Here is a 24,615-nt window from a genome sequence, read left to right as displayed (position 1 = left end):
TCGTGGACAGCGTCATCATCGTCGGGCCTCGGCTTCGGCAATGGGAAGTTCGAACGGGCCGGCCGGTGCCCCGCTGCGATCGCGCAGCGTGCACACCGGGCCATCGGCCCAGCAGTAGCGGACGTGCGTTGCGTGCGTCGACCGGGGGCCGCGCAGCAGGATCCGGCGCCCATCCAGTTCGGCGTCGCCGTAGTCGCAGTGGCGGGTATCGCGCTCCGACCCGCAGAATTCAAAGCCGATCGGACCCACTGCGCCGGTAGCGGTGAGTGTGCCGTCGACGTCCTCGAACGCAATGGCCACGCCCGCGGGCGTCCGCACCGCGGTGACCGCTCGAGGACCTGAAGGGGCCACGTCCTGCTCGCCGTACACGACGTGGCGGGCCACGCGCGCGAGGCGGCGCCCGAGCTCCTGCTTGTTCGGTGGATGGATGTCGTAGGCATCGCCGATGTCGATGGCGATGGCGAGCCCGCTCTGCGCATCTTCGGCTGCGACCCGCCGCTGCGCCTCGCGCACCTGTGCCCAGCCGCTGTCGGCCGGCGCAACCGGTGGCTGGCCATAACCGGCCAGCTGCACCAGCAGCAGGGGCAGGCGTGCGCCGAACTGCCGCCGCCAGTCGTCGCGCAGCGCACGCAGGCGCAGCGCATACGTCGCGCCCTCGCCGGTGTTCGATTCCCCTTGATACCAGAGCATGCCGCGCAGCCCGACGCCCCCGAGCGGCGCGATCATTCCGTTGTACAGCGTCGACAGCCCGGTGGCGGCCTGCCAGGGGGCAAATGGCGGCGCCTGCTGGCCCGGCGCCACCCGGTACTTCCACGGACGCTGCAGTGCCACCCGCTCACCGTCGTCGAACTGCAGGCCGTATGCCGTGGCGGGGCCGGCCAGGCCGCCTTCGCCGTAGGTGTCCAGCACGTTGACCGCAATGACGTTGGATCCTGCCTTCAGCAGGCCACGTGGCAACGGGTAGCGCCTCTTGCCGGCGCCGTACTGGCTGCCGACCGCGACCCCGTTCACCCAGGTCACGTCCACCTCGTCGGCCGATGCCAGCTCCAGGGTCGCGCCGCGTGCAGCCTGTTCAGCGCTCAGCACCACCTGCGTGCGATACCAGACCATGCCGTTGTAGTCGGCAAGCGCGGGCTCGTTCCAACGCTCCCATGCGCCCAGTGTGGCCGGTGCGCGCGACCATCCTCGGTCATCGGCATCCGCGCGCCATGGGGCGTCGCCGGGCAGCGTGCCCTCGCGTGTGGCCCACCAGTGCTGCCAGTAGCGGCCCCAGGCTGCGCGTGCCTCCAGCGGATCACGCGCAGACCGCGCGAGGATATCGAGGGCCTCATCCAGGCCGCCCTGCCCGCGCAGTGCACCAACGCTGGTCCAGGCCTCGATCCGCGAGCCACCCCACGCCGCCTCGATCAGCCCCATCGGCACGTCGACCGTGCGCTGCAGTTCGCGCGCGAAGTAGAAGCAGGTGGCGGAGAAATCGCGCACCGCATCAGGCGTTGCCGATGTCCAGGCAGTGCTGTCGTTGAAGCTCTCCTGTGCCTGCGCGGCGGCGTGCTGCGGCACGGTGAACAGCCGGATCCGTGGCATCGTGGCTGCGGCAATCTCGCTGGCTGCGTTGAGCGAGCGCCACACCGGCAGTTCCATGTTCGACTGTCCCGAGCACAGCCACACGTCGCCGACCAGCACGTCGCGCACCCTCTCCCGACGTGTCCCGGCGTTTACCTCCAGCATATGCGGACCGCCCGCGGCCACCGGGGGGAGCGTCGCCTGCCAGCCGCCTGCGGCGTCCGCCCGGGTGCTTACCGCCTGCCCGGCAAACGTCACGGAAACCGGCTGCCCAGGGCCTGCGTGACCCCAGACCGCAATGGGCCGGTCACGCTGCAGGACGGCGTGATCCCTGAACAGCGGATGCAGCAGTCCCGTCGTTTCCCGCGCCGCGGCCGGCATCGCCACCACTGCCGCAACCATCATCAACAGCGCATACCGGACCGCTCCGAACCTGCTCATCGCCCATCCCCCGGTGCGAACGGAAACTGCAACGCCTGGTAGTACGACAATGGCTGCGGCGGTGGCCGTTCGCCGGCGGGCAGCGGCCGTCCGCTGAGTGACTGGAAGTACGCCACGCTGGCGTCACGCCACCATTGCGCTTCGTCGTGCTGGATCTGCAGGAACGCAGCAACGTGCCGATGCCGCTGCGGATCGATCCGGTCGCGCAGGGCTGCCCAGGTGTCCTGCATCGACCGCACCTGGCGCACACCGCGCGAATAGCGCCCGACCAGCTCATCCCAGAGCGTCCTGCCCGAGCGCATGCGGCGGTCCCACGGCACATGATGGAACCACAGCAGCAGCGACTCGGGCACGCGTGCGGAATCGCCGTAGATCTCGGCGACCTGCGGGGCGTACTGGCCCACTGCGTTGCTTCCGCTGGCGCTGCGATCAAAACCGATGCCCTGGCTGTCTGCGCGGTGGTAGTACACCGACGTCCAGTCCGCACGTGGGCCTCCGTCCACCCAGGGGCCGGGGCCGTAGTGATGGCCGCGTGCCATCAGGTGGTGCAGGCCCAGCGGCGTCATGTAATCCACTGCCGCCTCGCGCGAATCCATCATCATCCGCACGATCGGGCCGGTCACCTGCGGGTCGGGCGAGAACGTCAACGCTGCCCAGTCTTCGGCAATCGCGCGCGCGGATTGCTGCGGGTTCCAGGCCAGCCGGCCGAAGGCGTACCAGTTGGCCTGCTCGAAGTGCGAGCCACTCCAGGTGCGGTCCACGCCGATGTTGGCGACGCCGGCAATACCGGTCAGTGCGTGGCCCTCCAGCGAGCCATCGATCACGCGGGCAACCGTGGAGCCCTCGCCGCGGGCATGGGTGTCGGCCTGCAGCACTTCCTCGTAGAGCGTTCCCAGGTAGACCAGGTGCGTCGCAAAACCCAGGTATTCCTTGGTGATCTGCAGTTCCATCATCAGCGGCGTGCGTGGCATCGCGCCGAACAGCGGATGGAACGGCTCGCGCGGCTGGAAGTCGATGGGGCCATTCTTCACCTGCACGATCACGTTGGGGCGGAAGGCACCGTCCAGCCCGACAAACTCGCTGTACGCCTGCTTGGCGCGATCTTCGGGAACCTCGTGCGAATACACGAAGGCCCGCCACATCACCACGCCGTTGTAGGGTGCCAGCGCGTCGGCCAGCAGGTTGGCGCCGTCGGCATGGGAACGACCGTAATCCTGCGGGCCGGGTTGCCCCTCCGAGTTGGCCTTGACCAGGAAGCCGCCGAAATCCGGAATGCGCGCATGGATCTCATCGACCTTGTCGCGCCACCAGCGCCGCACGCCGGGATCCAACGGGTCAGCCGTCGCCAGGCCGCCGAGCTCGATGGGCGCACTGAAGCGTGCGCTCAGGTAGACCCGGATGCCATAGGGGCGGAACAGGTCGGCCAGCGCGGCGGCCTTGGCCAGATAGGCCGGCGACAGGCTCAGCGCACTGGCGTTGACGTTGTTGAGGACGGTGCCGTTGATGCCGAGCGAAGCGTTGGCACGGGCGTAGTCGGTGTAGCGCGGGTCACGCCATTGCGGCAACGTCTGCCAGTCCCACAGCGAGCTGCCCGCATAGCCACGCTCGACGTAGCGGTCCAGGTTGTCCCAATGGTCGAGCACACGCAGTGCGACCCGCGGCGACTCCCGCACGTCCAGCCCCCGCAGCGGCATGCCACGCTGCAACAGGCGCAGCAGGTGGAACGTGCCATACAGCACGCCGACATCCCGGCGTGCCGCCACCAGCAGCACATCGCGCCCCTCGGTCCGGACCTGCCGGATCAGGAAGCCCTCGTCGCCCAGCGTGGCAACCTCGTTGCCGAACGCGGCGACCAGCGCCGAAGACTGCGGCGTACCCAGCACCAGGGCATGGTCAGTACTGATTGCCGTTCGCATTGGCGGGGCCGTTCCCAGCAATCCAGGAAGGCTGCGCGCAAGCTCGTCGCGGGTGGCGCGCTGCATCGGCGTGCCATCCGGGGCCACCACTTCGGCCAGCTGCCGCCGGTAGTCGGCAGCGACCGTTGTGCCAACCGGCTGGTAGCGCATCCACAGCCTGTAGCCATCCTCCGCCCGTGCACCGCCAGCACAGGCCAGCAGTGCGAGCACGGCGCACAGGCGCGTGCCGACAGCACGCAACAACGGCGTTAACATGCGCCTTTGTAGACTACGTCCGGGCCCGGGGCAGCGCATCATCGTCCTTCGCACCCGCGCGGCAGCGCCACCAAGAACAAAGGGATCGTGCATTGGACAAGCCGAAGAAGTCGGTTCGCCGCAGAACCGCAGGCGTGACGATCGACGAGGTTGCGGCCCTTGCCGGCGTTTCGCCGATGACCGTGTCGCGGGTGATCAACCAGGGCAAGGTGCGCGACGTCACCCGCGAGCGCGTGCTGCGCGCCGTGCGTGAGCTGGGCTATACGCCCAATCTTGCCGCCAGTTCGCTGGCCGCTGCTCAGCACACGCGCATTGCGCTGATCTACACCAACCCCAGCGGCGCCTACCTGCGCGAACTGCTGGTGGGCCTGCTGCGCGTCGCCTCCAGTTCCGCCATCCAGCTGGTCATCGACTACTGGGACAACCTGGATGCCGACTCCGAACGCAGGGCGGCGCGCGCGCTCGCCGGACGCGTCGACGGGGTGATCCTGCCGCCGCCCCTTTGCGAATCGCAGGCTGCCGTAAGCGAACTGGTCAAGGCTGGCATTCCAGTGGTGGCCATCGCATCGGGTCGCCTGAGCGAGGCCCTGTCCTGCGTCCGCATCGACGATTTCAGTGCGGGCAGGGAAATGACCGATCACCTGCTCCGGCAGGGACACACCCGCATCGGTTTCATCCGTGGGCGCGATGACCTGAGCGCAAGTGCGCTCCGTTACGACGGCTTCGTCACCGCCCTGCGCGAGGCCGGGCTTGCGGTGGAGCCTGGCCTGGTCCAACACGGTGACTACACCTACCGGTCCGGCCTGGCTGCCGCCGAAAAGCTGTTGTCCCAACGCCGCCCACCGACCGCGATTTTCGCCAGCAACGACGACATGGGCGCCGCGGCCATCTCCGTCGCGCATCGGCGCGGGCTGGAAGTGCCACGCGACCTGTCGGTGGTGGGTTTCGATGACACCTCGGCCGCCACCACCGTGTGGCCGGAACTGACCACGATCCACCAGCCCATCGCCTCGATGGCCAACGCGGCCGTCGACATCCTGCTGCGCACCATCCGCCGTCCGGCGGGGGACGCAACGGTGCTGCGCGATCATGTGATGCCGCATCGGCTGATCGCACGCGGTTCGGTCGCCGCGCCGCCCCGGGGGCGGTAGCGCAGGCCTCATGCTCCGCATCCGAGGGTGACCTCGGCTTCGTTCAGCGCACCCAGGGCGACGCGTGACACGGAGATCGTCATCGCGTCGGCCGTCACCACCGACCACGGTCGGTCGATCGCGTCCAGCGTTGCACCCGCCTTGGCCAGGCACTTCAGCGGCACGCCGACACGCTTCCACTGGCCCTGTGGTAGCGCCGCCAGCGCCGGCCCGATGGCGATGCGCGCCGAGCAGCCCACGCCGCAACCGACCGACAGCCACGCCTCGCCCTTCGGGGCTACGTCCACCCGCAGCGTGGTCAGCAGCATCAGGTCGCCGTTCGATTCACGCCGCAGGTCCAGCGCCGTGTGCGACTGCAGTGCCGCGGCGGCTTCGCCATTGCCCGACCAGGCCAGGCGTCGCCCATCCTCCTGCGCCAGATGATCCACGCCGGTGATCTTCAGCCGATCACCGGGCAATGCGTCCGGCACGCGGGTCACGGTCAGGCCCTGGCCTGCGGCCTGCTCAAGGCGCAGCGCCATGCCGGGGCCTGCATCACCGCGCGCAAAGAACACGCCCGTCGCGCCCTCGTTGCCGGTCACGCCCGATGCCTCCGGCAGCGCGGCCAGGTCGCCGTTGTCGGCGTAGGTCAGGCCGAAGCCGAACGCAAACAACGGATCGTAGTCCTTCTGGCCGACGTTGTTGGCGTACTGGGTGGCGGTGCGCGGCCAGCTGTAACTGAGCTTGCCCTTGAAATCGTGCTGCACGCGGCCATCGCTTCCGCGCAGCAGTACATCGGCAATGCCGGCGCCTTCCGAGCCCGGCAGCCATGCAGCCACGAAGGCATCGGCGGCATTGATTTCCCGGTTCACCCAGAGCGGCCGTCCGCTCAGGAAAACCGCAACAACCGGTATGCCTTCGGCCTTGAGCCGCTTGAGCAGCGCCAGGTCCGTTTCGTTGCCGGGCTTGTAGGCCAGCGTCGGCCGGTCTCCCTGGAACTCGGCATAGGGGTCCTCGCCAAACACCACCACCGCCACGTCGGGCTTCACTGCATAGCGTCCGTCGACGGCAAGCACGGCTTCACCACCGGCCGCCCTGGCCTGGCGCGCGATGCCCTCGTAGATCGTGTCCGCATTGGGGAAGTCCTTGCGGGTGGTGCCGGTGCCCTGCCAGTTGAGCGTCCAGCCGCCGGCCTGCTTGCCGACATCGTCGGCGCCGTCGCCGGCCACGAGGATCCGCTGCTTCGGCGACAGCGGCAGGAGGCCGTTCTGGTTCTTCAGCAGGACCAGCGATTCGCGCACGGCCTGCCGGGCGACCGCGCGATGCGCCGGCGCGCCGATCAGTGCGAACTGCCCGCCGACGGCCCGCGTGGATGGCCTGCCGGCCTCGAACAGCCCAAGGCGGAACTTGACCCGCAGGATCCGGCGCACCGCATCGTCCAGGCGTTGCGGCGTGATCCGCCCATCCTTCACCGCAGCCAGCGTCGTCTCGTAGAAACCCTTCCAGCTGTCCGAGGCCATCGCCATGTCCAGGCCCGCGATGATGGTGGCCGGGCAATCTGTGGTGGTGCAGCCCTTGACCTGTCCATGACCATTCCAGTCACCTACCACGAAGCCACCGAAGTTCATGCGGCCCTTGAGCACATCGGTGAGGTAATGCCGGTGCCCATGCATCTTTTCGCCGTTGACGCTGTTGAACGACGCCATCGCGGTCTGCGCGCCGGCGGCGATTGCCGGCGGATATCCGGCGGCGTGGATGCGCACCAGGTCTGACTCGCTGATGCGGGTGTCGCCCTGGTCCTTGCCGTCGGTGGTGCCCCCATCGCCCAGGAAGTGCTTCACCGAGGCGATCACATGGCGGCCATCGAGGAACTCCGGTGTTCCCACCCTGCCCTGCAACCCCTCCACCATGGCGGCGGCATAGCTGGCCACCACGTCCGGCGATTCGGAGTAGCCTTCGTAGGTGCGTCCCCAGCGATCATCCTGGGGTACGGCAACGGTCGGCGCGAACGTCCATTCCATGCCGGTAACGCGGGTCTCCAGCGCGGTGATGCCACCGATCTGCCGCAGCAGCTCCGGATTGCGCGTGGCGCCCAGCCCGATATTGTGCGGGAACAACGTGGCGCCAATGATGTTGCTCTGCCCGTGCACGGCATCGATGCCGAACAGCAGCGGAATGGCCTTGCCGCCTTTCGAGGTGTCCATGGAGGCGTCGTAGAAGGCGTCGGCCAGCGCCAGCCATTCGGCCGGCGAGGCGTCATAGCGGCCGCCGGGATCGGAGTTGCCTCCGGCCAGGATCGAGCCGAGCCGGTAGCGGCGCACATCATCGGGGGTGACGCTGGCGATGTCGCCCTGCACCAGCTGGCCGACCTTCTCCTCCACCGTCATGCCCGCCATCAGGTCGGTGATGCGCTTCTCCAGTGCCGGATCCGCAGCCAGCGGCCAGGTGACCTCCGGCCAGGGATCCTTGTCGGTGGTTGCGGCGGCGGCAGCCCGGTCCTGGCCGCGGCAGCCAAGCAATCCCAGCATCAGTGCGGCGACCAGCGCGCCGCTGCGGTTTACGAAGGTCTGCGATGTCATGGCGCTCATCCTTCCATCTGCTCCAGTTCCTTGCCCTTGGTCTCGTGCACATGCCGGACGACGAAGATCACCGAGATCACGGCAGCAACCAGGTAGATGCCGTAGGTGGCCGCCAGCCCTGCCGCGGCCAGCAGCATCGGGAACGTTACCGTGACCACGAAGTTGGAGGTCCATTGCGCTGCGCCAGCGACCGCCAATGCCGAACCGCGGATCTGGTTCGGGAACATCTCGCCCAGCATCACCCACATCACCGGCCCCCAGGACAGATTGAAGAACACGACGTAGGCGTTGGCCGCCACCAGCGCCAGCGTGCCCATGCGGCCGGGCAGCTGCAGATGCCCGTCGGCCAGCGAACCACTGGCGAAGGCCACCACCACCAGTGCAAGCGACAGCGACATCCCGGCCGAGCCGAACCACAGCAGGGGCTTGCGGCCGATCCGGTCAATCAGCAGTACGGTGACCACGCAGGCACCGATGCTCAGCGCGCCGGACAGCACGTTGATCAGCAGCGCGTCGTTTTCGGAAAAGCCGACCGCCTGCCACAACACGGCGCCGTAATAGAACACCACGTTGATGCCGACCAGCTGCTGGAAGCAGGCCAGCCCGACGCCGACCCAGACAATCGGGCGGATCCGCCCGGTCCCCCTGCTCTTCAGGTCGGACAGGCGCGGGCGATGGTGGTCGTTGGACAGCGAGGCATCGATCTCCTCGAGCGTGGTCCTGGCCTTGTCGCTGCCCAGCAGCCGGGTCAGCACCTGCAGGGCGTCGTCCTTGCGCCGTTTCACCACCAGGTAGCGCGGGCTCTCCGGAATGGTCAGCAACAGCAGCAGGAACAGCAGCGATGGCGCGGCCTGCATCCAGAACATCCAGCGCCAGGCGGCCTGCCCGCCCCACAGTGGCTCGGTCGACGCCCCCGCTGCGGCCGCCAGCAGGTAGTTGGACAGGAAGGCAGCGGTGAGCCCGGTGATGATGGCGATCTGCTGCACCGTGGCCAGGCGGCCGCGATAGCGGGCCGGAGCGACCTCGGCGATGTAGGCCGGCGAGATCACGCTCGCCGCGCCGACCGCGAATCCGCCCACCACCCGCGCCGCAATGAACCAGCCCGACGAGACCGCCGCCCCCGCACCGAGTGCCGACAGCAGGAACATCACCGCCGACAGGATCAGCACGTTGCGACGGCCGAGGCGGTCGGCCAGGCGGCCGGCACTGAACGCGCCCACCGCACAGCCCAGCAGCATCGACGCGATCTCGAACCCCTGCATCCATTCGCCGGACCGGAACGTCTGGTGCAGGCCGTCCTGGGTGCCATTGATCACGCCGCTGTCGAAGCCGAACAGAAAACCGCCAATCGTCGCTACCACGCTGATCAGTACGATCAGCCGGGTGTTCTCGCCGCTGCCTGCTGCCTGGTTCATCCCCGTCCCCTTGAGTGCACCGTTGCCGCCGTTGGCCTGCCTGCTGCGCTCAGCGCAGCAGGTACTGGTTGAGCAGGTTTTCGTAACGCTCCTGCTTGCCGCTGGCCTGGCGCGGTTCGCCGAGGCGGGCGGCCAGGCCCGCCAGGTCCGGCAGGCTGAGCGTGCCACGCTCGAAATCCTGTCCGGCGCCGGAATCGAAGCTTGCGTAGCGTTGCGCACGCCATTGCTCCCACGGCGACTCGGTCAGCAGTGCATGGGCAACCTCCAGCCCGCGTGCGAACGCATCCATGCCGCCGATATGGGCAATGAACAGATCCTCCAGGTCGGTCGACTCGCGGCGCACCTTGGCATCGAAGTTCAACCCGCCCTCCAGCCCGCCCTGGCGCAGCACGACCAGCATCGCACCCACGGTGTCGTACAGATCACTGGGGAACTGGTCGGTGTCCCAGCCGTTCTGCGCGTTGCCGCGGTTGGCATCGATGCTGCCGAGCAGGCCATGATCGGACGCGACCTGCAGATCGTGCTCGAAGGTGTGCCCGGACAACGTGGCGTGGTTGGCCTCGATGTTGAGCTTGAAGTCCTTGTCCAGCCCATGCTCCTTCAGGAAGCCCACCACCGTGGCACTGTCGAAGTCGTACTGGTGCTTCATCGGCTCCATCGGCTTGGGCTCGATCAGGAAGTTGCCCTTCAGCCCGATGCTGCGGCCATAGTCGCGTGCCATGGTCAGGAAGCGCGCGAAATGCTCGATCTCCCGCTTCATCTGGGTATTGGCCAGCGACGCATAGCCTTCGCGCCCGCCCCAGAACACGTAGTGCTCGCCACCGAGTTCGACCGTGGCCTCGAGGGCGGCCTTGACCTGCACGGCTGCACGCGCGACCACCGCGAAGTCGGGATTGGTCGATGCGCCGTTCATGTAGCGCGGGTGCGAGAACAGGTTGGCCGTGCCCCACAGCAGCTTGACGCCGGTGGCCTCCTGGCGCGCCTTGGCCAGGCCCACCATATGCGAGAGGTTCTTCTGGTACTGGCCGATGTCGTCGGCATCCGGCGCCAGGTCGATATCGTGGAAGCACCAGTACGGCACGCCCAGCTTGGTGAAGAACTCGAACGCTGCGTCCACCTTTGCTTCGGCCGTGGCCAGTGGCGAGGCGGCCTCCCACGGGAACTGCCGGGTGCCCGGGCCGAACGGATCGTGCCCGGCATTGCAGAAGGTGTGCCAGTAGCACACGGCGAAGCGCAGATGCTCCTGCATGGTCTTGCCACCGATGACCCGGTTGGCATCGTAGACCTTGAAGGCAAGCGGATTGTCCGAGCCCTTGCCCTCGAACGGAATGCGGCCGACGCCGGGGAAGTATTCCTTGGCGCCGATGAAGGGCTGCGTGCTCATGGTGCGTGCTCCTGTCGTGGTACGGGGTGTCGTGGAGGAGTCATCAGCCGCGCTGCAGCGGCGTGATGGCATCGAGATGACTGAGGAAGCGTGCGTAGGCCCGTGCATAGGCATCGCTGCGGGCCGGATCCGGCCGTGCGGACAGCGCGGGATCGACGGTGACGTGGCGCGCGGTGATGTCGCTGATCGAGGTGGCGTCTCCCTGCGCCCGGGCGAGCGCCCACAGCGCCTGCAGCGCTGCGCCGAACGCCGCACCTTCGGCCTGCACCGGGACGTCCACCGGCAGGCCGAACACATCAGCCACCAGCTGACGCCAGGCAGCGCTGTTGCTGCCACCGCCGGTGAGCACGATGCGATCGAACTGCATGCCCGCGCGGACGAAGGCGTCGTAGCCGTACTTCAGGCTGTAGGTCGCGCCCTCCATGGCGGCGCGGTAGATATGCGCGGGAGTGAAATTGGCAATGTCCAGGCCAGCCAGCACGCCCTTGCCCAGCGGCAGGTCAGGGGTACGTTCGCCATTGAGGAACGGCAGCATCACCAGGCCCCCTGCCCCCGGCGGCGTTGCGCGAAGATGCGCGTCACCGTCGCGGCTGCTGAAACCGAAGGCGGTGGCCACGCGTTCGGTGGCCACGGTGCAGTTCATGGTGCAGATCAGCGGCAGCCAGCCCCCCGTGGACGAGCAGAACGCCGCCCACGCGCCGTCCGGATCGATCACTGGCGAGCCGGAATAGGCAAACAGCGTTCCGGAGGTTCCCAGGCTCATCGCCAGCCGCCCTTCCGTGACGCAGCCGGTGCCGATTGCCGCCATCATGTTGTCGCCGCCACCCACGGCAATCTTCACGGCCGCCGGCAGCCCGAACTCGGCGGCTGCCTTCGGCGCGATATCGAACAGGGCATCGGGCGCAGCGATCGGCGGCAGGCAGGCAGCAAGATCACGATCAGGATCGGTTGCGCGCAGCAGTTCCTGCGACCATGTGCGTGTGCGCACGTCCAGCCAGCCGGTGCCGGACGCATCGCCAAGCTCGCAGAACCGCTGCCCGGTCAACACGAAATTCAGGTAGTCGTGTGGCAGCAGGATGGTCGCCAGCCGCGCATAGGCGTCGGCACGGTGGGTCCGGGTCCAGGGCAGCTTGGAGGCCGTGTAGCCGGCCAGGATCGGATTGCCCGCCAGCGCGATGGTCCGTTGGAACCCACCCACGGCGTCCATGATCTGGATGCATTCGGCCGAGGTGCTGGTGTCGCACCACAGCTTGGCCGGCGCCAGTACCTCGCCAGCATCATCGACCGGCACGAACCCATGCTGCTGGCCCGATACCGCCAGCGCGACGATGCGTGCGCGCAGCGAGGGATCGACCCGGGCAAAGCAGTCGCGCAGGGCCGACACCCAGTCGGCCGGCGCCTGTTCACGGCTGCCATCGGCACCGCTGTCCAGCGCGAGCGGCGCGCTGGCCGAGGCCACCACCGCCTGCTTCCGCGGGTCATAGACCAGCACCTTCAGGCTCTGCGTCCCTGCATCGATCCCTGCAACCAGACCCATCGAAACCGCCTCCGATCGACAAAAAGGTAGCGCTAACATTCCGTGGACTCAAAAAGGGGGCGTGGTGTCCGGCCCCCTCGTTGCCACCGCGCGCGTCATCGCCCGCGGTGTTGCCGCACTGTAACCAGCTGCAGCGGAAAAAGCGTGCTGCAACGCAAAACCCTGCTACGTGCTCGCCGTCGTCGAACGCCATACGTCCACGCCGGACCTGCAGTACTGCGCGATGAACTCCGCCTGCGCCGGCATCTGCGCGGCGGCCTGCTGCACAGGCCCTTGGATGCCCTTCAACAAGGTGCGCAGATCGACATCACTCACGGCCCGCGCCAGCGGGTGGGCAGGACCGGGCGCGATGCCCTGCCCGAGCAGCACGCTGGTCCAGGATTCGACACGGAACAGCTCGCCGGGGTCCTGCCACGCATGTGCACGCTCGCGCCACGCCTGCAGCCGCTGCTGCAGCGATTCCGGCACGCGCATCTCGCGACAGGCCTTCCACATCGGTTCGCTGCGCTGCGTGGCGTGGTAGTGCAGGATGATGAAGTCGCGCACGTGCTCCATTTCCTGCCGGCTGACATCGTTGTACAGCTGCACCAGCGACGCACTGATGCCGTCGAACGGGAACAACTGGATCAGGCGCACCACTGCGCTGATCGTCAGATGGATGCTGGTCGACTCCAGCGGTTCGATGAAACCGCTGGCCAGCCCGAGCGACACCACGTTCCTGTTCCACGCCTTCAGCCGGCGTCCACTGCGGAACGGCACCTTCCATGGATCGCGCAGGGGTGGAGCCCCGGCATCGCGCAGCAGTTTCGCGGCGGCCTCGTCATCGGACAGATGGCGGCTGTCATACACCAGCCCACAGCCGACACGGTGCTGCAGCGCGATGTGCCAGCGCCACCCCGCCTCGTGGGCGATCGCCCGGGTATAGGGCACCGGCGGTGCCACCGCCTCGGTCTGCACCGCCACGGCACGGTCGCACGGCAGCCATTCGTGCCAGTCCTCGTAGCCGGTGCCCAGCGCCTGCTCGATCAGCAGGCCGCGGAAGCCGGTGCAGTCGATGAACAGATCGCCCTCGATCACCTGGCCGTCGTCCAGCACCAGCGCCTGCACCGAGCCGTCGTGCGCGTGCTGCCTGACCTGGGCGATCCGGCCTTCGATCCGGCGCAGGCCGTGGGCCTCGGCCCTGCGGCGCAGGAACCGCGCATACAGCCCGGCATCGAAGTGATACGCATAGCTGGCTTGCGGCTGGGTGTGCAGCGAGAAGCGGTCGCCACGCGAGGCGATGCTCTCCAGGCAGAAGTCGCCCAGGTCGGAGGGCATGCCGCGGCGCAGGCTGTCCAGCCAGAAGTGATGGAAGGGGGCCGCCCAGGTGCCGTGGCCGATGGTGCCGAACGGATGGAAGAAGCGATCGCCCGGCAGGCGCCAGTTCTCGAACGAGATCGACAGCTTGAAGGTGCCGGCCACCGCGCGCAGGAACTCCTGCTCATCGATCTGCAGGAAGCGATGGAAGGTGCGGATCGGCGGCACGGTGGACTCACCGACGCCGACCGTGCCGATCTGCTCGGACTCGACCAGCGTGATCTGCAGCTGGTCACGGAACTGGTGCGCCAGCGCGCAGCCGGCCAGCCATCCCGCTGTACCGCCACCGGCAATGACCACCTTGCGGATGCGCCCTGCAGGCGCGCTCTGGGTATCCAACGCGGTGCCCTCTCTCAACGGTTGAGCCTGCCCAGCAGCATCGCGCGCATGCGGCGGGCGCGCTGCTCGTCGAACGGTGCCAGGTCCCCGCGCGCGGGGTCAGGCAGGTGCTGCGCCGCGCGCTCGCCAGGGCCGAATGCGTAGTAGCGGAAGAGTCCTTCCCAGGCCTGCTTTTCGCGCGCCGGCAGGTCACGCACGGCCCACATCGCGTGGTGCAGCGCCGCCAGCGCGGATCCCAGCCATGCCGGCGAGTTTCGCCACCAGTAGTTCACCAGCACGTTGAACGGCTCCAGGCTGCGTACATGGTGCCACCACATGCTGGGAATGAAGATCGCATCGCCGGGTCCAAGTACCGCGCTGCGTGCATGCGCCAGCGCCTCGCGGAAACGTGGATGCCGATCGAAGTCGGGGCGCTCGAAGTCCACCACGCTGACCACCTGTCCGCCCGGCGTGGGATCGAGCGGGCCCGGATAGAGGTTGTCGATCTGGGCGGGCGGGAACAGGGTGAACTCACGCCGCCCCACCGCGCAGCAGGCGAGATTGTCGGGTGTGTCGAAATGGCACGAGGCCGTCACCCGGTTGCCGATCCAGATGCTGGCGGTGGCGTCGATGCCCTGCTTCGCCAGACCGGCGTCGTTGGCCTGCGCGAATGCCGGCAGCAGTGCCCGCGCGATCGGCAGCGAGGCCACGTAGTAAGTTGGCGGTTGCGGTACATGCAGCGTCATGGCGATCTCTTCCAGCACCTGGGCCAGCACGCCGCGCCGCACTTCGAAATTCAACCGGGTGAAGTCCGCGCTGTAGAACGGGCGCCCCCCGATCTCGGGGCCGCCGAACGAGTACTGGATGGGCGCACCCGCATCGACGCTGCACAGGTACGCCATTGCGTCCTGCCCCCCGCCCAGTCCGGCCTGGACCAGCGGCCAACCGCTGGCGATGCCGCGCAGTACTACCGGCTCACCGGCCTCCACCAGGTCAGCCAATGGCAAGGCGGCAGGATCGATGCCTTCCAGGATCCGCATCGGCAGGCGAGCGTGCACCGGTCAGTTCCTGACCGCCTGCGCGGTGCCGTCCTGCACGCGAAGGCGGCGCTGCTTCTCGGCGATCAGGCGGCGCATGTTATGCAGCGAGGCAAGCATCAGGTACGCACCTTCCAGGTAACCGGCGCGGTTCAACGCAGCCAGGCGCGAACTGTCCAGCGCCGCCAGGCGCTCGCGGTCGACGCCGTGCAATCCGCTCACGCTCACCCGGTGGTGCGGCGCGACCTGCACGTCGAGCATGACCGGCTGGATGAGGCCGCAGTCGTCGAGCATCGTGAACATCCCGGTTGCGAAGGCACTGCCCTCGTGGATGCCGCGCAGCACGCCGGCGATGTGGTCCAGGTAAGGCGTGTTGCCGCCCTGCGGCAGGAACAGCGGCTCACCGACGCCGGCGGTGACGCGCGGATGGTCCAGGTCCACGTGCATCACTGCATCCTCGGTGAGCAGGCCATCCACGTAGTGCTCCTGGAAGCCGATCAGGAACGGCCCTTTGGCGGCCGCGCCAGGCAGGTAGGAGGCATTCCAGCGCCCGTCCAGCAGGAACAGGTTCTCGTGTTGTTCGAAACCCAGCAGGGCCACGGACTGCCACGCTCCCGTCCCGGTTTCCCTGCGCAGGAAGATCGGATACTCACGCTGCAGTTCGGCGAACTCGCTGGGATAGGCCGGCACCATGCCCACCGCATCGCCGAACTGCGGCCCGAATCCGGTGGCGACCTTCAGGTCCCGATGCGCGATGTTGTTGAGCATTTCATAGCGGGCCATCAGGGTATCCAGTCCAGTGCGGGGTGGCTGGCCGGCAGAGTAGCGCAGGCGCGACAGGTGCGGCGACACCGTCCCGGCGCGGCACCGCTGGCGGGCAGCGGTGCCGTGCCGGACGCATCGGCAACCAGGCTCAGAACTTGTAGCGTACGCCCAGCATGTAGCGCGGGCTCTGGTCTGCCAGCTTGACGATCATCTGCGAGGTGCGCGAGCGCCACCGCACATCCTCGCCGGTCAGGTTGATCGCCTCCAGGCTGAAGGACCAGTGGTCATCCAGCGCGTAGTTGACGCTGAGATCCCACTGCTCGTACGGCTCCACATAGTACGGATTGCGGCTGGAGCCCTGGTTGGCCAGGATCAGGTACTGGTCGCGCCAGTTCCATGCCAGGCGCACCGACCACCCGTACTTCTCGTACATCAGCATAGCGTTGGCAGTGTCGCTCAGGCCGGTGAGCGAGAACTGGTCGACGCCCGGATCGCCGCCATTGTTGTAGCCGACATCGCCTTTGACCACGGTGTAGTTGGCCAGCACGCCGAAGCCGGTGTCACCGAAGAAGTACTGGCCGCCCAGCTCCCAGCCATGCAGCTTGGATTTGTTCTGGTTGATCGGGCGATTGACGTTGAACTGGTACAACGGGTCGTTGGGCTGCCCATACAGATCGTAGGCCGCTTCGGTGGCCAGCACCTGCGCATCGGTGCCGTTGTAGGCGCCCAGCCCGGCGGGATTGTTGCGCAGCAACGCCAGTGCGGTGAACAGCGAGGTGTCGTTGGCCGAGCAGGCAGCGGCATTGGCCGGCCCGACCTGGGCGACGCAGGCGCCGCTGGTCAGGAAGTCCAACGCCGCCCGCGCATCCGGCCCGGAGGTCGGGTCGGTGAGGCCGTACAGGCTTTCCTGGACGACGGTATTGCCGATGAAGTTGCTGACCGACTTGTTCCAGTAGGTCAATGACACATAGCTGGCGTCGGCGAAGTACCACTCGAGCCCCAGGTCGAGGTTGTCCGATTCCAGCGGCTTCAGGCTCGGGTTCTGCGAGTTGCCGCTGGCGCGCGACGAGGGATCGATCAGCACCGAGCCGAACGGCTGCTGGGCCCCGGGTCCCGCATAGAGATTGCCGTACGGCGCGCGGGCGATGCTCTTGCCGAACGAAACGCGGCCCTTCAGCTCCTCGGTGAGGTCGATGCTGAAATCAAGGTTGGGCAGGATGTAGCTGTACCGCGCCTTTTCCGTGAAGGGCTGCTGCTCATCGGACAGCACGATGCGGAAATCGTTGTTGGCCTGCCACTCGATCGATTCGGGCACGGCAATGACCGAGGTCGACACCACATCGGTGGTCTCATAGCGCACGCCCAGGCGGGTGTTGGTGCGCATGCCGCCCAGCTCCCCGTCCAGCTCCACCTGGAAGTACGCCGCCTTGGTCTTCTCTTCCACGAAGTTGTCGGCCGCGCGTTGTGGGTTCACACCCAGGCCGACGCCGTACTCACCCGCTGCCCATTGCGCGAGCTGCCCGGCATTGCCGCGCCAGGCCGGCCAGCTGTTGGCGCTGTAGTCGTCGAACAGGCCGACGATGCTGACCGGCTGCAGCAGGTCCATCAGGCCTGCGGCAGTATCCCGGTCCACGTTGGCCACGCCCCAGTCGCCCAGGGTCGAGTAGGCCTCGGCGGCCTGGATGCGGTGGGTGGTGGACTTGTTGGTGTCCACGCCGAACTGGAAGCGGCCGTGGTCGAAGTTCCATTCGCCATCGACGCGCGCCTGCTTGATCTCGCTGATCTGGGTCTGCGCGTTGACGCGCAGCACCTGCGTGCCGACCTCGCCCTCCTGGAAGCCCGGGTTGACCACGCCATTGGTCCCGGCGATCGCATCGGCCGTGCTGGGATACCAGACCTGGGTGCCGACCGGCAGGCCATTGTTGAAGTTCAGCTCCTGCACCCAGGAGCCGCCACAATGCGGGCCACGGGTACAGTTGTTGGTGCCGGCGATGCTCATGAAGATCGAACCACCGCCGGTGAGCGGGTCGTTCGGGCGGCTCTCGTTCTTCGAGTTGTGCGCATCGAAGCTGAGCTTGAAGCGGTCGCTGACATTCCAGACGGCATTGAAGCCCAGCGAACCCAGCTTGTATTCCTGCATGCTGCGCTGCTGTTCCAGGCCGAAATCCTTGGTGCCGGCGATTTCACGGATGTACACCGGCGTCGCGACGGCGCCACTGGTGTCGAACTCGACGTTGGTGTAGTTGCTGTTCTGCAACCACATGCCCTGCTCGCCGCGATTCTCGGTGATCTCGTTGGTCGAGTAGGTGTAATCCACGGTCAGGGTCAGGCTGTCCGTCGGTGCGAACTGCAGCACGGCCTGGCCGTTGACGCGCTCGCGCTCGAATTCGGAGAACGCGTAGCGCAGGTCGTTGGGCCGCGCGTAAAGCTGGCCGACGGCCGGGGCATTGACCACGGTCGGATTGCCCGGCATCGACCCTGTCCACGGCTGCACGTTCCAGTAGTTCTCCGTGGCCTGCACCGAGCCACCCTTGCGCTTCTGCTGGCTTGCGCTGAGGCTGACGCCGAAGGTCTTTTCCGGATTGCTGTAACTGAAGATGCCTGACAGCTCCGGGGTCAGGTCATTGTCGAACGGCTGGCTCTGGTCGGACACCAGCTTCGCCCCGGCGTTGGCCACGATGCCGGCGTGATCGAGCGGACGCGAGGTCAGGATGTTGATCGTCGCGCCGATGCCGCCGCTGGGCACCTGTGCCTGGCTGGTCTTGTAGACCTCGATACCATTGATGGCCTCGGCGGCCAGCTGCGCGAAATTGAAGGCGCGGGTGCCGCCGTCGACACCGCCGATGGCGACCTGTCCAGAGGCACCGAATGCATCGGCGCCCGGCATCTGCCGACCGTTGAGCGTGACCATGTTGAACTGGGGGCCGAAGCCACGCGCGGTGACCTGCGCACCCTCGCCGTCACGGCGCTCGATGGAGATGCCGGTGATGCGCTGCAACGACTCGGCAAGATTGGTATCGGGGAACTTGCCGATGTCCTCGGCACTGATCGCGTCGACCACGCCCGCCGAGTCGCGCTTGATGTCCATGGCCTGGCTCAGGCTGTTGCGTATGCCCGTGACCTGCACTGCATCAAGCTGGGTGGGTTGCGACTGGCTCTGCGGCTGCTGCCCGGTCGCCGGTGCGGCGTCCTGCGCAAAGGCGGGATTGATGACCAGGGCACCACCCACGAAGGTGAACATGGCCCGGGACCGGAACTTCGCCAACGCGCGGCTCATGAACCGGCCCTCGGGGCCAGGGTGCCGCGGAAACTGCAAGTGCTCATGAAAGTCCCCTCTGACATACGATCGAATGGATGTACCGCCCCCTCCCAGGGGCACGCACGGGCGTGGCCCGCATTCCAAACCGAACAGCACGGGTGCTCGGGCACGCCGCGACTTACACTTGCTTTTCAAGCCTGCCAGGACAAACACGCGGCAAAGAAGGCAGCCCCTGGACCTTGGATCCCCGTCCAACTGGTAGCGCTACCATCGCGTTGCAGCGGAGAGTAATCACCGAGGTTCGCCGTTGTCACCATGCAGCGCAGCAAAACCGGCAGCGCGCGAAACAGCTGCTGACTCGGCCGTTGCTGCATCCGGTCACGCTCGCCCGCCGTAGGAAAGATGCCCGCGCTTGCGGGTCATCCAGAAAGGAACGCACCGTGAACGCTCTTCAGCGCATCGCCGCCGCAGTCGGCTTCGCCGTACTCGTTTCGTCCGTGCCCACTGTCCTCGCCGCCAACACCGTCATCGTGGGCGGGGCAGAAATGTATCCCACCAGGACCATCGTCGAGAACGCAGTCAATTCCAAGGACCACACCACTCTGGTCGCAGCGGTCAAAGCCGCCGGCCTGGTCGACACCCTCAACGGCGCCGGGCCCTTTACTGTTTTCGCGCCCACCAATGCGGCCTTCGAAAAGCTGCCTGCAGGCACTGTCGATACACTGGTGAAGCCTGAGAACAAGGCGCAGCTGACCCGGATCCTGACCTACCACGTCGTCCCGGGCAACTACAGTTCCGCCCAGCTTCTGGCCGATGCCCGCAAGCACGGCGGCAAGGCCACCCTGAAGACCGTGCAGGGTGAGCCTCTTACCGTGGCGCTCCACGATGGCAAGCTCTGGGTCATCGACGCAAAGGGTGGAAAGGCAGGTATCAGCGTTGCAGATGTCAGCCAGTCCAACGGCGTCATCCACGTGGTCGACACCGTGCTGATGCCCAAGTAGGCGGCCTCATGCAACGGGCATCCGGCGCGATGCCCGTTGCCCCGGCCGGTCATCCCGCCGTCACCATGCGGATCCCCGCCCGGCATGGCGTAGTGGCTACCACTCCGGTCCCAGCAACTTGGTCACTTCGGCCTCCAGCTTCTGCGCAGCCTCGTCCTGGGAGGCAACCTTGATGCACAGCCCCGACTGCGCCGGCCCCGGCACCAGCTGGTAGCGGTTGATGGTGCCGCCACCGTCGCCGTCCAGCGCTACCCGCGCCACTACCGTTCGGCCATTGGCGTGGAAGGTCCAGTTCTGATAATCAAACATGCTTCAGTTGGTGTGCGGCCAAGATGTCATCCCACTTTAGGCGCCACGACAGTGAAGAACGCTCCAGGAGGATGTTCAGAGCGCGTGGACATGATGACAATGGGGCCTATGGCAGTGTCCGCGCCAACTGCAGGACATCGGCGAAGAAGGAGGGATAGTCGTCCTGTGGAGCGCTGTGGGTGTCGCGCCGGTGGACCAGACGCACGGCGACCACCCGCTGTCCCGGGACGATCATCAGGTATTGGCCCAGGTAGCCGTTGGCGGCAAAACCGACGACCGGTCCCCGTGTGATGTCGTAGAGATCGGCGAGCTTCAGGCCGCGCGCGGAGATCTGGCTGGCGTAGCGCTGGGACCAATCCGCGCCCAGCTGATTGGCGAGGAAGGCGACCAGTGCGCTGCGGCTGTCGAATGCACGCCCTGCGCTGGCCTGCAGTGCGCGCTGTACGTCGTCGTCCACGCCCCTTTCCACCAGCAGATCCCGTAGCCGGGGCTTGAGCTGGTACCGTTCCCAGGCCGGTATCCGCCACCACAGCAGCCCAACCTCTGGCGCACGGGCGCTTTCGGTCGTCATCAACGCGACCGACTGCTCACTCAGGAGACGTTTGCCATCCGGCGCCACGCCACCGTCCAGCAACAGTTGCCCGATGGCGGCAAGATCGGTCGCGCGCAGGGACAGCCCGGCCATGCCCAGCGGAGTGCCTGCTTCATCCTTCATCCAGGTGTAGTGGGCGATGCCCAGGGGCTTGAACAGCCGCGCGTCCAGGTACGCATCCACAGGCTCGCCTGCCAGGCGCTCGACAATGCCGGGCAGCAGGTTGGTAGCCTTGTTGTTGTAGGAGAACACGTTACCCGGCTCATCGCTCAGCTCGGCAGCCAGTGCCAGCTTGACCAGGTCCGGGGCCCCTTCCAGCTCTTCGCCCGCGTTCGCCACGTTCTGCAGGCCCGAGGTATGGTCCAGCAGCATGCGCACGGTAATGGCGCTCTTCCTGCCCTGCTTCCATTCGGGATAGATCCGGCTGACCGGCGTATCGATCGAAGCCAGCTTTCCTTCGTCCAGCAGCAATGCAATGGCCAGCGCGACGACCGACTTGGTGGCCGACATCAGGTGAACGGATTCCTGCCCGACGGCGGGCTTCAGCTCAAGCAGCGTCTCCCGGTCGTGCATCACCAGGACCGCATCGGAATGCGCGGCGCGCGCGTTGCGCTCGATCGCGGCGAGGGCTTCGGCGCGCGTCGCCGCTTGGCTGGGCCCGGCGATGCCGAACACCAGGGCCAGGGCGCAGGACAACCAGCAGGATCTTGGCATCGCAATCTCGTCCAATGAGTGTGCGTGCAGTGTGACTACATGTGTAGTCACACTGCAGTGCCTGAAGTCATGGCGCGCTTGAGTGCTGAACGTGGGCTGGGCGCCGCCCCCGGCCCACCTGCAACGCGGTCGTCCGCAGCGGTCGCCATGCCGCGCCGCACGGTATGATGCGGCGACCCGGAACCTGCGATGATTGCAGCGGCCGCCCATCCGCTGATCGCGCGCGCCAGGCCCTCCTGCGCCGGGGTCGCTGCAGGTGCCGCTGAAGCCCCACTCCATGCTCGCCCCCCAAGCCCCCCTTGTGATCTGGGCAGCGGTCGCCGTTGCTACCATCGGCCTGCTGTTCCGTCCTTTGCGCATCCCCGAATATGTGTGGGCGTTGGGCGCTGCCGCCCTGTTGCCGTTGCTGGGCGCGGTGTCGCTGCATACCGCATGGGGCGCGGTGGCCGAAGGCCGCGACGTCTACCTGTTCCTGGTCGGCATGATGGTGCTGGCCGAACTGGCGCGGCGCGAAGGCCTGTTCGATTGGCTGGCGTTGTACGCGGTGCGGCATGCGGGCGGATCGGGGCGACGCCTGTTCGACCTGGTGTTCCTGGTCGGCACGCTGGTGACGGTGTTCCTGTCCAACGATGCAACGGCCGTAGTACTGACGCCGGCGGTCTACGCCGCCTGCAAGGCGGCGCGCGCCAATCCCCTGCCCTACCTGTTCGTCTGTGCCTTCATCGCCAATGCGGCCAGCTTCGTGCTGCCCATTTCCAATCCAGCCAACCTGGTGGTGTACGGCCAGCACATGCCGCCGCTGCTGCAGTGGCTGGCGCAGTTCGCGCTGCCGTCGGCGGCGGCGATCGGCGCCACCTATCTGGTCCTGCGCTGGGTGCACCGGCGCGAGATCGCCCAGCCGCTGGTGGCCGCGCCGGTGCATCGCCCGTTGACAGACGGCGGCCGACTGAGCGCACTGGGCGTGCTGTTCACCGGCACCGTGTTGCTGGTCACGTCCGCCTTGAACGGGCCATTGGGCCTGACCACGTTCTGCGCGGGCACGCTGAGTGTGGCGGTGGTGGCGATCCGCCAGCGGCGCAGCCCGCTGCCACTGCTGCGCCACGTGTCCTGGGGTGTGCTGCCGCTGGTGGCGGGACTGTTCGTGCTGGTGGAAGCGGTGGCGCAGACCGGTGTCATCCAGACCGCGGCCAGCGCGCTGCAGGCCGTGGCGCAGGCATCTCCCCGCCAGGCCAGCTGGCTGGCCGGTGGCGCGGCTGCGCTGCTGAGCAATGTGGCCAACAATCTGCCGGTCGGCCTGGCCGCCGGTTCGCTGGGGCAGATGGCCGACCTGCCGGCGCAGACCCGTGCCGCATTGCTGGTCGGCGTGGATCTGGGGCCCAACCTGTCGGTCACCGGTTCGCTGGCCACGATGCTGTGGCTGGTAGCGCTGCGCCGCGAGGGCGAGCATGTCAGCGCGCTCGACTTCCTGCGTGTCGGCGCGCTGGTGATGCCGCCGGCGTTGATCGGAGCACTGCTGCTGCTCTGATCGGCGCGCGAGCGGCATGCGCTGCTAGAAGGCCACCTGCAGGCGGGTGTTGAAGGTGGTGCCTTCATCCCTGCCCTGGCCGGTGCCGCTGCGGTTGCGGGTCTGCCAACGGATCGCCTCGAACATCACGCGGCTGAAGTCGTTGAGATACCAGTTCGCACCCAGCGTCCACGCGTGGCCGGTACCGCCACTGGGCAGCTCGGCATAGTCCACGTCCTCGTAGCGCCCTTTCAGTTCCCATGCCCCGGCGCCACCGCGGGTGACAGGATCGGCCACCTTGACCCGGCCCCAGGTGCCGGCCTTGCCCGAATAGGCCGGCCTTGCACCGGCCAGGAACCAGCCAGCCGAAATCGCCCAGGCCTCGTGGTCCAGATCGTAGCGCCCGCCGGCGTCGGCCCCGCGCAGGTTGCGCGTACCCCATTCGCCGGTCGCCCAGGCCGGCCCGAAGATGCCTGCCAGCTCCGCGCCATAGGCCGTGCTGCGCTCGGCGCCCGGCAGTGTGCCCGGCGCGATCTTTACCAGGTCATTGAAGTGCCCGGCGATGGCCGAACTGCGGACGACGCCGCTGGCGCCTGCGGCGATCTCCTCGTGGAAGGCCCAGCCCCCCAGGTGCACCGTGACCGCGTCGTTGGCCACCGGGTTCCAGTGCACGCGCGTGGCCCAGGTCTGGCTGTCGTTGTCGGTGCCGGCGTTGTTGAGATCGTTGCCGGCCACCGACAGGCTGGCATGCCAGTCCTTGCCGTACACGCGCTCGGTCAGGCCGACACCGAACAGGCCGCGCTGCGGCAGCATCAGCGTGCCGACCACGTTTCGGTCCTGGAAAGGCGTGTTGGAAGTGCTGCTGGAGCCGTCGATACCCCGGTCGTTGAGGCGGTTGCCCACGGTCAGGTCGGCCGGCAGCCCGAACAGGCGGTGTTCCACGGTGGCGTAGACCGACTTCCACGCCACCGCGTTGTCCGCGAAGTCACCTTCCACTGCCCAGCCGAGGATACCGTAGCGGCCTTCGGCGCCCAGCCGCACCGAGCGGATCTCGGTACCGGAGATATTGCGGTCACTCACTGAGGATCCGTCGGTGCTGGATGCGTCGACGAACAGGCGTCCGCGCGGACGGAACGCCACGGCGCCATCGGCACTGCTGAACTCCGGCGCACCCTTGGCCCAGGAGACCTTCGGCAGTCTGGACTGGCTGGTTTCCAGTGCGGCCACCCGCGTTTCCAGCGCAGGCGGGGGCGGCGTTGACGGTGCGCCCGCACTGCCCTGCCCGCCCTCCACGGCACGCAGGCGCGCCTCCAATTGCTGGATCTGCAGTGCCTGCTGCTGCACCAGGCGTGACAGCTCAGCCTGGCTCAGCGACGCGGGCAGCGAGGACGTGGACTGTGCGTCGGCATGGCCACTGGTCAACAGCAGGCCGAGCGCGACCGACAGCGCTGCCAGCGGCAGCACGGTGGAATGGTTCATGGGCTCTCTCTCCGGCCAGCCGGCCGCCTGGCCCGGCGCTGGCCTGTTGCGGTGGTGCGGG

16 protein-coding genes are annotated in these 24,615 nt (G+C 67.5%); 3 read left to right on the top strand and 13 right to left on the bottom strand.

Translation table 11 applies throughout. The features are described from left to right. Positions 1 to 15: 15 nt before the first annotated feature. Complete coding sequence (locus tag AC10QF_RS05340; RefSeq protein ID WP_164284127.1) at positions 16 to 1,968, bottom strand: sialate O-acetylesterase; 1,953 nt, start codon at positions 1,966 to 1,968, stop codon at positions 16 to 18. Positions 1,969 to 2,000: 32 nt separating this feature from the next. After that, entirely contained in the window at positions 2,001 to 4,175 is a 2,175-nt protein-coding gene (locus AC10QF_RS05335; RefSeq protein ID WP_240459003.1) for an alpha-glucuronidase family glycosyl hydrolase, read from the bottom strand. Positions 4,176 to 4,267: 92 nt separating this feature from the next. On the opposite strand from AC10QF_RS05335, the gene AC10QF_RS05330 reads away from it, so the two are divergent. Beyond that, on the top strand, positions 4,268 to 5,326 hold the full coding sequence (locus AC10QF_RS05330; RefSeq protein WP_049411181.1) for a LacI family DNA-binding transcriptional regulator: 1,059 nt from the start codon (positions 4,268 to 4,270) through the stop codon (positions 5,324 to 5,326). An 8-nt stretch (positions 5,327 to 5,334) separates the two neighbouring features. Here the strand turns inward: AC10QF_RS05330 and AC10QF_RS05325 are convergent, their stop codons facing one another. The 8 genes from AC10QF_RS05325 to AC10QF_RS05290 all read right to left on the bottom strand — a co-directional run bounded on the left by AC10QF_RS05325 (position 5,335) and on the right by AC10QF_RS05290 (position 18,973). Beyond that, positions 5,335 to 7,893, bottom strand: coding sequence for a glycoside hydrolase family 3 protein (locus tag AC10QF_RS05325; RefSeq protein WP_494541887.1), 2,559 nt, complete (start codon positions 7,891 to 7,893; stop codon positions 5,335 to 5,337). Further along, complete coding sequence (locus AC10QF_RS05320; protein WP_494541886.1) at positions 7,890 to 9,299, bottom strand: sugar porter family MFS transporter; 1,410 nt, start codon at positions 9,297 to 9,299, stop codon at positions 7,890 to 7,892. Before AC10QF_RS05320 ends, AC10QF_RS05325 begins: the two co-directional genes overlap by 4 nt. A 49-nt stretch (positions 9,300 to 9,348) precedes the next feature. Then, positions 9,349 to 10,683: a xylose isomerase gene (gene xylA / locus AC10QF_RS05315; RefSeq protein ID WP_099495891.1), complete on the bottom strand. Its 1,335-nt coding sequence runs from the start codon at positions 10,681 to 10,683 to the stop codon at positions 9,349 to 9,351. A 43-nt stretch (positions 10,684 to 10,726) separates the two neighbouring features. Further along, positions 10,727 to 12,220 (bottom strand): xylulokinase, encoded by a 1,494-nt coding sequence (gene xylB / locus AC10QF_RS05310; protein WP_111096263.1) that lies wholly within the window; start codon positions 12,218 to 12,220, stop codon positions 10,727 to 10,729. Between the two features lie 165 nt (positions 12,221 to 12,385). Continuing rightward, positions 12,386 to 13,915 (bottom strand): tryptophan halogenase family protein, encoded by a 1,530-nt coding sequence (locus tag AC10QF_RS05305; RefSeq protein WP_099495893.1) that lies wholly within the window; start codon positions 13,913 to 13,915, stop codon positions 12,386 to 12,388. Between the two features lie 14 nt (positions 13,916 to 13,929). After that, entirely contained in the window at positions 13,930 to 14,952 is a 1,023-nt protein-coding gene (locus AC10QF_RS05300; RefSeq protein ID WP_494541885.1) for a cupin-like domain-containing protein, read from the bottom strand. A 3-nt stretch (positions 14,953 to 14,955) separates the two neighbouring features. Then, positions 14,956 to 15,714 carry a SapC family protein gene (locus AC10QF_RS05295; protein WP_111191389.1) on the bottom strand — a complete coding sequence of 253 codons (759 nt, stop codon included), beginning with the start codon at positions 15,712 to 15,714 and terminating at the stop codon, positions 14,956 to 14,958. Positions 15,715 to 15,844: 130 nt separating this feature from the next. Continuing rightward, on the bottom strand, positions 15,845 to 18,973 hold the full coding sequence (locus AC10QF_RS05290; RefSeq protein WP_100478160.1) for a TonB-dependent receptor: 3,129 nt from the start codon (positions 18,971 to 18,973) through the stop codon (positions 15,845 to 15,847). Between the two features lie 422 nt (positions 18,974 to 19,395). Here AC10QF_RS05290 and AC10QF_RS05285 point away from each other — a divergent pair, with 422 nt between their 5' ends. Next, complete coding sequence (locus AC10QF_RS05285; protein WP_049441251.1) at positions 19,396 to 19,956, top strand: fasciclin domain-containing protein; 561 nt, start codon at positions 19,396 to 19,398, stop codon at positions 19,954 to 19,956. Positions 19,957 to 20,052: 96 nt separating this feature from the next. Here AC10QF_RS05285 and AC10QF_RS05280 read toward each other — a convergent pair whose 3' ends face one another. Then, positions 20,053 to 20,265: a hypothetical protein gene (locus tag AC10QF_RS05280; RefSeq protein ID WP_494541884.1), complete on the bottom strand. Its 213-nt coding sequence runs from the start codon at positions 20,263 to 20,265 to the stop codon at positions 20,053 to 20,055. 106 nt (positions 20,266 to 20,371) lie between these two features. After that, positions 20,372 to 21,553, bottom strand: coding sequence for a serine hydrolase domain-containing protein (locus AC10QF_RS05275; protein WP_111096264.1), 1,182 nt, complete (start codon positions 21,551 to 21,553; stop codon positions 20,372 to 20,374). Between the two features lie 295 nt (positions 21,554 to 21,848). Between AC10QF_RS05275 and AC10QF_RS05270 the strand changes: the two genes are divergently transcribed. Then, positions 21,849 to 23,096 carry an arsenic transporter gene (locus AC10QF_RS05270; protein ID WP_099487185.1) on the top strand — a complete coding sequence of 416 codons (1,248 nt, stop codon included), beginning with the start codon at positions 21,849 to 21,851 and terminating at the stop codon, positions 23,094 to 23,096. Between the two features lie 24 nt (positions 23,097 to 23,120). On the opposite strand, the gene AC10QF_RS05265 is transcribed toward AC10QF_RS05270, so the two are convergent. Beyond that, positions 23,121 to 24,554, bottom strand: a complete 1,434-nt coding sequence (locus AC10QF_RS05265) for an OprO/OprP family phosphate-selective porin (RefSeq protein ID WP_494541883.1) — start codon at positions 24,552 to 24,554, stop codon at positions 23,121 to 23,123. Positions 24,555 to 24,615: the final 61 nt, after the last annotated feature.

The sequence above is a fragment of the Stenotrophomonas maltophilia complex sp. Om-AH-Sm3 genome (assembly GCF_059337855.1).
This window is presented reverse-complemented; position numbering and strand designations above follow the sequence as displayed.